General features: G+C 71.7%; 6 protein-coding genes. All 6 read right to left on the reverse strand.

Features of this window, described 5'->3' with window-relative positions; all coding sequences use genetic code 11:
• Nucleotides 1–5 precede the first annotated feature (5 nt).
• Nucleotides 6–1,412 carry an amidohydrolase family protein gene (locus APY03_RS26110; RefSeq protein ID WP_068681468.1) on the reverse strand — a complete coding sequence of 469 codons (1,407 nt, stop codon included), beginning with the start codon at nucleotides 1,410–1,412 and terminating at the stop codon, nucleotides 6–8.
• Nucleotides 1,409–2,494 (reverse strand): ABC transporter ATP-binding protein, encoded by a 1,086-nt coding sequence (locus APY03_RS26115; protein ID WP_443082845.1) that lies wholly within the window; start codon nucleotides 2,492–2,494, stop codon nucleotides 1,409–1,411. Before APY03_RS26115 ends, APY03_RS26110 begins: the two co-directional genes overlap by 4 nt.
• Nucleotides 2,440–4,425, reverse strand: coding sequence for a dipeptide/oligopeptide/nickel ABC transporter permease/ATP-binding protein (locus APY03_RS26120; protein ID WP_146039312.1), 1,986 nt, complete (start codon nucleotides 4,423–4,425; stop codon nucleotides 2,440–2,442). Before APY03_RS26120 ends, APY03_RS26115 begins: the two co-directional genes overlap by 55 nt.
• Entirely contained in the window at nucleotides 4,422–5,366 is a 945-nt protein-coding gene (locus APY03_RS26125) for an ABC transporter permease (protein ID WP_068681471.1), read from the reverse strand. Before APY03_RS26125 ends, APY03_RS26120 begins: the two co-directional genes overlap by 4 nt.
• Complete coding sequence (locus APY03_RS26130; RefSeq protein WP_162487115.1) at nucleotides 5,363–6,721, reverse strand: amidohydrolase family protein; 1,359 nt, start codon at nucleotides 6,719–6,721, stop codon at nucleotides 5,363–5,365. The genes APY03_RS26125 and APY03_RS26130 overlap by 4 nt, the downstream gene beginning before the upstream one ends.
• A gap of 10 nt (nucleotides 6,722–6,731) precedes the next feature.
• Nucleotides 6,732–8,186 (reverse strand): ABC transporter substrate-binding protein (locus APY03_RS26135; RefSeq protein ID WP_083944569.1); only part of this gene is annotated, 1,455 nt, incomplete at its 5' end.

Consider the following 8,186-nt stretch of genomic DNA (forward strand, 5'->3'; position numbering starts at 1 on the left):
AGAACTCAGGCGGCCGGCGTCGCGGCGCCGAACATGCGTTCGCGCACGCGCCGCGTGGCGTCGACCGCCGCTTCGCGCGCGCCGCCTGCCAGCTCGCCGCCGCGCTTCTTCACGCGGCCGTCGACGATCACGGTGTCGACGTCGCCCACGTTGGCCTGCAGCACCACGTGCGCTGCAGGGTCGCCCAGGGAGGGGCTGTAGCGGCCGGCGCGCAGCAGCACCAGGTCGGCCAGGCAGCCCGGCGCGATGCGCCCCAGCACCTCGCCCAGGCCGACGGCGCGTGCCGCATTCACCGTCGCATAGGCCAGCAGGTCGCGCGGCTGGACGAAGGGCGTGCCCGGATAGCGCGCGAGCGGCCAGCGGCCGCTGGCGCGCTCGCGCCCGGCTTCCTCCGCGCGCATCAGCAGGAAGGTCAGGCGCATCTGCGAGAACAGGTCGAGCGCCACGCGCGAGGGCACGTCCACACCCAGGCTTGGCGTCACGCCGGCCCGGTGGGCACGCGCGATCACGCTCGTCGAGCGGCCGTCGCCCACCTCGCTCTCCGGCGTGAAGGAGATGCCGCCGCCGCACTGCGCGATCAGCGCCAGCTCCTCGTCCAGGATCGGGTTGCAGTGCACCGGCAGCATGTCGGGGCCCAGCAGGCCGGCGCCGTGCAGCTCGTGGATCTGGCCGGCGACGTTCTGGTGAAAGGTCATCGGCAGGCCCAGCTCGCGGGCCAGCCCGATCTCGGGCTCCACCAGCGCCAGGCCCGCGAACTCGAGCGAGGCCAGCGCCACGCCCAGGCGCACCAGCGCATCGGCACCGCCCGCGCGTTCGCGCTGCAGCGCGCGCACCTGCTCCAGGCGCCAGGGGTGGTCGGCGGCCAGCGTGTCGAAGCGCCCCAGCATCCCGTAGCCGAACAGCACGCGCTGCCCCGTCCGGTCGTGCGCACGCAACCCGGCCTCGGCATGGCCGGGTGTCATCACGTTGTGGCAGAAGTCCAGCACTGCGGTGATGCCGTTGTCCAGCATCTCCACGCCGGTCGCGAAGGTGGCATCGCCGACATCTTCGGCCGTGAAGCGCTCGCGCAGCGGGAAGATGTGGCGGTTGTAGTCCCCCATGCCCCACATGCCGGCGCCCAGGCCCTTGAGCGGACCCTGCCAGAGATGCGTATGGGTGTCGATCAGGCCCGGGATCAGGAGCATCCCGCGTGCGTCGATGCAGTCGGCGCCATCGGGCTCGAGGCCCTGCCCGACCGCGGCGATGCAGCGGCCTTCGATGCGCACGTCGGCGGCCTGCAGGTCGCCGAGCGACGGGTCCATGCTGAGGACGGTGGCGCCGCGGATCAGCAGCGCTCGGCTCGACGCATTCACTGGCGTTCCTTCGCCCTCGACTGCGGTGCCATGACCCTTCGCAGCGGCCGTGCGGTTCATGCCGTGGCCTCCTTCTCGATCTCGTCGATCTCGTCGATCTCGTGCAGCCGGATGCAGGCGGCCCGTCCGTCCCCGCCGCTGGCCTCGAGCTCGGGCATGCGCTGCCTGCAACCCTCCACCGCCCAGCGGCAGCGTGTGTGGAAGGCACAGCCCGAGGGCGGCGACAGCGGGCTGGGCAACTCGCCGCGCAGTTGCAGCCGGCGCGCGCGCGACCGCTCCTCCTGCAGCTGCGGATCGGCCACCAGCGTGGACGCCACCAGCATGCGCGTGTAGGGATGGCGCGGTGCGTCGTGTACCTGGTGCGCAGGCCCGGTCTCCACCAGCCGGCCGAGGTAGAGCACGCCGATGCGATGGCTCACATGGCGCACCACGTCGAGGTTGTGCGCGATGAACAGGTAGCTGAGCCCGAACTCGCGCTGCAGCTCCACCAGCAGGTTGATCACCTGCGCCTGCGTGCTGAGGTCCAGCGCGCTCACCGGCTCGTCGCAGATGATGAGCCGCGGCCGCACCGCCAGCGCCCGCGCGATGGCCACGCGCTGGCGCTGCCCGCCCGACAGCTCGTGCGGATGGCGCTGTGCGTGGTAGGCGGCCAGCCCGACGCTGTCGATGATGCGCGCCACCTCGCGGCGGCAGGCCGGGGCGTCCATCGCGCGGTGACGGTTGATGGCCTGCTCGATGGTCGCGCCCACCGTCTGGCGCGGATTGAGCGAGGACATCGGGTCCTGGAACACGACCTGCACGTCGCGCCGGTAGTGCAGCGGCGTGCGCGGCCCGAAGGCGGTGATGTCCTCCCCATCGAAGCGGACATGCCCGGCGGTCGCCGGCGCCAGCCGCAGGATCGCGCGCCCGATGGTGCTCTTGCCCGAGCCGGATTCGCCGACCAGGCCGAAGGTCTGGCCGGGCTCGATGGTGAAGCTCACGTCGCGCACCGCCGACAGCGTTCGGGCGCGGCCGAACATGCCGTGGCGCAGGCGGAAGTCCACCGACAGGTTCTCGACGCTCAGCAGCGGTGCCGTCGTGTCCGTGTTCATGGCAGCACCTTCTCTTTCCGCTGCGGCGCGAACGCATCGATGCGCAGGCATCGCACTCCCTGCGCCAGCACCACCGGCGCGGCGGTACAGGCCTCGATCGCGTGCGGGCAGCGCGGATGGAAGCGGCAGCCCTGCGGCCACGCCCAAGCCGGTGGCACCCGACCGGGAATGGTGGCCAGCGTGGCGCCGCCGGCGCCGCCCTTGGGCATCGCCGCGAGCAGCGCAGCCGTGTAGGGATGGCGCGGCCGCGCGAGCACCTCGCGTACCGGGCCGGTCTCCACCATCTGGCCTGCGTACATCACCGCCACGCGGTCGCACGCATCGGCCACCACGCCCAGGTCGTGGGTGATCAGCAGGATCGACATGCCCAGGCGCTGCCGCAGGTCCATCAGCAGGTCCAGCACCTGGGCCTGGATGGTCACGTCCAGCGCGGTGGTCGGCTCGTCGGCGATCAGCAGTTCCGGCTCGCAGGCCAGTGCGCCCGCGATCACCACGCGCTGCGCCATGCCGCCGGAGAACTGGTGCGGATAGTCGTCCAGGCGCCGCTGCGCGTCGGGCACGCCCACCATCTCCAGCAGCGCGATGGCGCGCGCGCGGGCCTGCCGCGCATCGAGCTGGCTGTGGGCCCGCACCGCATCGACCAGTTGCCGGCCGATGGTATGGACCGGCGACAGCGCCGCACTCGCGTCCTGGAACACCATGCCGATGCGTCGCCCCCGGATCTGGCGCGCCAGCGCCTCGTCCATGCCGACCAGCTCGGTGTCGCCCAGGCGGACCGACCCCGCAGCCACGCGCGCGGCCGGCGGCAGCAGGCCGATGATGGCCGCCGCGGTGATCGACTTGCCGCAGCCCGACTCGCCCACCAGCCCCAGCACCTCGCCGCGGCGCAGGTGCAGCGACACATCGCTGAGCAACTCGGCATCGCCCTGCGGGCCGTGCAGCCGCACGGTCAGGTGGCTCAGCTGCAGCAGCGTGTCGGGAGGCAGCGGCTCGGTCCCGGCGGGCAACGTGCCGGGCTGCGCCGCGACCGGCTGGGCTGCGGCTGGAGCTGCAGCACGCCGTGCGACGCGCGGCCCGCCCGGCAGCAGGCCATCGCGAAGGGCATCGCCCAGCAGGTTGAAGGACAGCACCGTCAGCGTGATCGCCACGCCGGGCAGTACCGGCAGGAAGGGCTGTTCGCTCTGGAACTGGCGTGCGGTCTCCAGCATCGCGCCCCAGCTCACCTGGGCGCTGTCGGCGCCCACGCCCAGGAAGCTCAGCATCGCCTCGATCAGCAGCGCCGTGCCGAGCGAGATGGAGGCCTGCACCACCAGCGGCCCGGCCACGTTCGGCAGGATCTGCCGCAGCATGATCGAGAACGGCCCGAGCCCCAGCACGCGCGCCGCATCCACGTACAGCCGCTCGCGCTCGGCCAGCACCACCGCGCGCGTGATGCGCATGAAGCTGACCGAGAAGATCAGCCCCACCGCGAGCATCGCGTTGGCCAGCCCCTTGCCGAACACGCCGATCAGCGCCAGCGCCAGCAGCACCGCGGGGATGGACTGCATCACGTCGGCCAGCCGCATCGCGATGCGGTCGAGCCAGCCGCCGAGATAGCCCGCGGCCAGGCCGATACCGATGCCCAGCACCGCGCCGATGGCCACGCTCTCGAAGGAGGCCAGCAGCGCCGTGCGGGCGCCGAAGACCAGGCGCGAGAGCGTGTCGCGGCCAAGGTCGTCGGTGCCCAGCCAGTAGATCGGACTCGGTGCCTCCAGGCGGTGCTTGAGGTCCGGGTGGAACGGGTCGTGGGGCGCCACGAGCGGCGCTGCCGCCGCGCAGACCAGCAGCAACAGCAGCCAGGCCGCGGGCAGCAGCACGAAGGGACGCGCAAGGGCCTTCAGCCGCGGTGCCAGACGCGCACGGCGGGGGGCCTCGTCGTTGGCGGCGGCAGCGGGCGTGGCCATGGCGGACAGCCTCTCGGCAGGGGCAGTGGTGGTGTTCAATGCACGCGCACCTTCGGGTTGATGAGCCCGTAGCCGATGTCGGCCACCAGGTTGACGGCGAGCACGATGAGCGCGATGACGACGACCGCGCCCTGCAGCACGGGGAAGTCCGCGCGCACCACGCTGTCGATCAGCAGCGTGCCCAGCGCCGGCACCGCGAAGATGCGCTCGATCGCGATGCTGGCGCCGACCAGCACCGACATCTGGATCGCGATCACGCTGAGCACCGGCACCATGGCGTTGCGGATCGCATAGCGCCAGACGATGGTGCGTGGCGGCAGCCCGCGTGCGCGCAGGGCATGCACGTAGGGCGACTGCAGCACCTCGATCATCGCGCTGCGCATCTGGCGCGCGATCACCGCCGCCGTGTGCACGCTCAAGGCCACCGCCGGCAGCACCAGCCCACGTGCCCATTCCAGCGGGTCCTCGGTGAAGGGGGTGTAACCCACCACCTGGAACCATTGCAGGTTGACCGCAAAGGCGAGCGAAAGCAGCAGCGCCAGCCAGATGCTCGGCACCGCCAGGCCCAGCGAGACCAGCAGGGTCAGCGCCCGGTCGGCCCAGGAACCGTGGCGCACCGCCGCCGCGATGCCCAGCGGCAGTCCGAGCAGCAGCGCCAGCAGCATGCCCGCCAACGCCAGCGAGAGCGTGACCCCGGCGCCGTCGGCGATGGAGGCGCTCACCGGCAGGCTGGTGTAGAGCGACTGGCCCAGGTCGCCGCGCAGCGCTGCGCCGATCCAGGCCAGGAACTGCTCGGGCAGCGGACGGTCCAGCCCCAGGCCACGCGCGTACTCGGCGCGATCGGCCGCGGAAGCACCGGGGCCGAGGATCTGGCTGACCGGATCGGTCGATGTCATCCGCGTCAGCACGAAGGTGAAGAGCGAGACGGCGAACAGGATCGGCAGCACCGCGCCGAGCCGCGCGAGCAGCAGGCGCTTCATGCGCGCACCGCCTGCCCGGCGGCCGGACCGAGCACCCGTTCGCGCACACGCCGGGTGGCGGCCTCGGCCTCGGCGGGATCGAGGTCCAGCAGCCGGCCGCCGCGTTTGCGCACCCGGCCGTCGACCAGCACCGTGTCCACGTCCGCGGCGCAGGCCTGCAGCGCCACGTGCGCCACCGGATCGCCCAGCGACATGCCGTAGGGCCCGGTGCGCAGCAGCACCAGGTCGGCGCGCAGGCCGGGAGCGATGCGGCCGATCTCCTCGCCCAGGCCGAGCGCGCGGGCGGCGTTGACGGTCGTGTACTCGAGCATGTGGCGCGGCTGCGCATGCGGCGTGCCGGGGTGGCGCGCCAGCGGCCAGCGCCCGGCGATGCGCTCGACGGTGGCCTCCTCGTTGCGCAGCACCTGGAAGGTGAGTCGCATCTGGGCGAACAGGTCCAGTGCCACGCGCGAGGGGATGTCGACGCCGAGGCTGGGCGTCACGCCGGCGCGGTGCGCGCGGCCGATGATGCTCATCGGCCGGCCACCGCCGAACTCGCCCTCGACGGTGAAGGAGATGCCGCAGCCGTGCTGCGCCAGCAGCGCGAGCTCATGGTCCGTTGCCACGTTGGCATGCACCGGCAGCAGGTCGCCGCCCAGCAGGCCCGCCTGGTGCAGCTCGAGGATCTGGCCCGGCGGGTTCTGGTGGAAGCTCATCTGCAGGCCGAGCTCGCGCCCGAGCGCGATCTCGGTGGCCACCAGCTCCAGGCCGGCGTACTCCAGCGAGCCCAGCGCGATGCCCAGGCGCAGCAGCCCCTCGCGCCCACCGAGCTCGCGCGACAGGCTGCGGATCTGCTCCAGCCGCCAGCCGTGCTCGGCCGCCAGCGTCTTGAAGGCGCCGAGCATGCCGTAGCCGAACAGGATGCGCTGCCCGGTGCGCCGGTGCGCCGCGATCGACTGCTCGGCATGGGCCGGCGTCATCACGTTGTGGCAGAAATCCAGCACGGTGGTGATGCCGTGGTCCAGCATCTCGACGCCGCAGGCGAAGGTCGCGTCGTGCATGTCGTGCGCCGAGAACTTCTCGCGCAGCGGGAACACGTGCCGGCTGTAGTCGGCCGCACCCCACAGGCCCGCGCCCAGGCCCTTGAGCGGCGCCTGCCACATGTGGGTGTGCGAATCGATCAGACCGGGGATCAGGATCATGCCCTCGGCATCGATGCGCTCCGCGCCCGCGGGCGCGTCGAGCGCGGGGCCGACGGCGGCGATGCGCTCGCCCTGCACCAGCACGTCGCCGCGGGCGAGCTCGCCCACCTGCGGGTCCATGCTGAGGATGGTGGCGCCGCGGATCAGGAGGCTCTTCGGATTGTCGGCGGCCATGGCGCCCTCCTCAGCGCGCCAGCCGCACATCGGCGTAGCGGAACACCGCCACGTCGCCGACGGTGGACACCACCTTCGCGATCTTCTTCGGGTTGTAGGCCCAGTAGGCCGCGTAATCGAAGAAGCCGCAGTCCAGCGCCTCGTCGTGGACCACCTTGATCATCTTCTGCCAGCTGGCGTTCTGGACCTTCGGGTCGTCGGCGGCGAGCGCCTCCTTCACCGCCGCGTCGACTTCCGGGAAGGTGGTGCCGAGGGGGTTGCCGGGGCCCGTCGGGGCGAAGTGGTAGAGGTAGTAGTCGTAGGGCCCGGTGTCCTGCGAGTCGGTCAGGATGGCGGCCGCGTACTTGCCGCTGCGGAAGGTGCTGAAGAACTGGCCGAAGGTCATCAGGTCCAGCTTCACCTCGATGCCGATCTGCGCCATCTGGCTCTTGAACAGCTCGGCGATGGTGCGCTGGTTGTCGAAGCTCGCCAGCGTGATCTGCGGCTTGGGGTTGCCGAGCTCGGCCATCAGCTGCTTCGCCTTCGCGAGGTCGTGCGGGTAGCCCTTCACCTCCGGATTGAAGCCCGGCATGCCCTGGCGCACGCGCTGGGTGTGGACCTTGCCGCGGCCGCCCAGCTGGGCGTCGATGTAGTCCTGCGGGCTCATCGCATGGCAGACGGCCTGGCGCAGCTTGGTGCTGTTGAAGGTCTTGACCGTATCCATCATCTGCAGGTGCCACAGCACCGAGGGGAACCAGCTCACCTTCATGCCCTCGCGCTCGGCGCGGGTGGCGATCGACGCGTTGGTCCAGACGATATCGACCTGCCCGGTGCGCAGCGCGTTGTAGAGGCTGTCGGGATCGTTGATGTGGGTCACCTCGATGCGGCGCACGCCCACGGTCTCGGGCGCGTAGTAGCCGTCGTAGTAGCTGACCACCTGGCGCAGGCCCTTCACCACGTCCTTGGCCTCGTGCTTCCACGGGCCGGTGCCCACCGGCGCGGTCTTCCAGCTGCCGCTGTCGAGCGCCTTCGGAGACACCATGTACGCGCCGCGGCGTGCCAGGTTGGGCAGGAGGTTGGGCGAGGGGCGCTTGAGCAGCACGTCCACCCGCATGGGCGAGACCACCACGAACTTGTCGACGCCGTCCATCACGCCGCGCCACTGGCCGGGCGTGTCGCGCACGCGCTCGAGGTTCCTCACCACCGCGGCGGCATCGAAGGGCGTGCCGTCATGGAAGGTGACGCCCTGGCGCAGTGTGATCTCGACCTTGGTCGGGCTTTCCTTCCAGGCGGTGGCCAGGCGCGGCACGATGGCCACGCCGTCGGGCGCCATCTCGGCCAGGCCCTCGTAGACCAGCGAGGTGTAGGTGCTGTTGGCCTTGGTCAGCGTCTCCCAGTCGTCCAGCTGCTGGTTGGTGCCGAAACGCAGGGTGCCGGCCGGCTCGGCGGCCGCCAGGCCGAGGCAGCAGGCCAGGCCCGCCGCGAT

It is taken from the genome of Variovorax sp. WDL1 (assembly GCF_001541225.1).
GTDB lineage: Bacteria > Pseudomonadota > Gammaproteobacteria > Burkholderiales > Burkholderiaceae_C > Variovorax.

Excerpts from the sequence above, each read along its gene's own strand:
- APY03_RS26125 (WP_068681471.1), bottom strand. The coding sequence starts at position 5,366 with ATGAAGCGCCTGCTGCTCGCGCGGCTCGGCGCGGTGCTGCCGATCCTG.
- APY03_RS26115 (WP_443082845.1), bottom strand. The coding sequence starts at position 2,494 with ATGCCTGCGCATCGATGCGTTCGCGCCGCAGCGGAAAGAGAAGGTGCT.
- APY03_RS26110 (WP_068681468.1), bottom strand. The coding sequence starts at position 1,412 with ATGAACCGCACGGCCGCTGCGAAGGGTCATGGCACCGCAGTCGAGGGC.
- APY03_RS26130 (WP_162487115.1), bottom strand. The coding sequence starts at position 6,721 with ATGGCCGCCGACAATCCGAAGAGCCTCCTGATCCGCGGCGCCACCATC.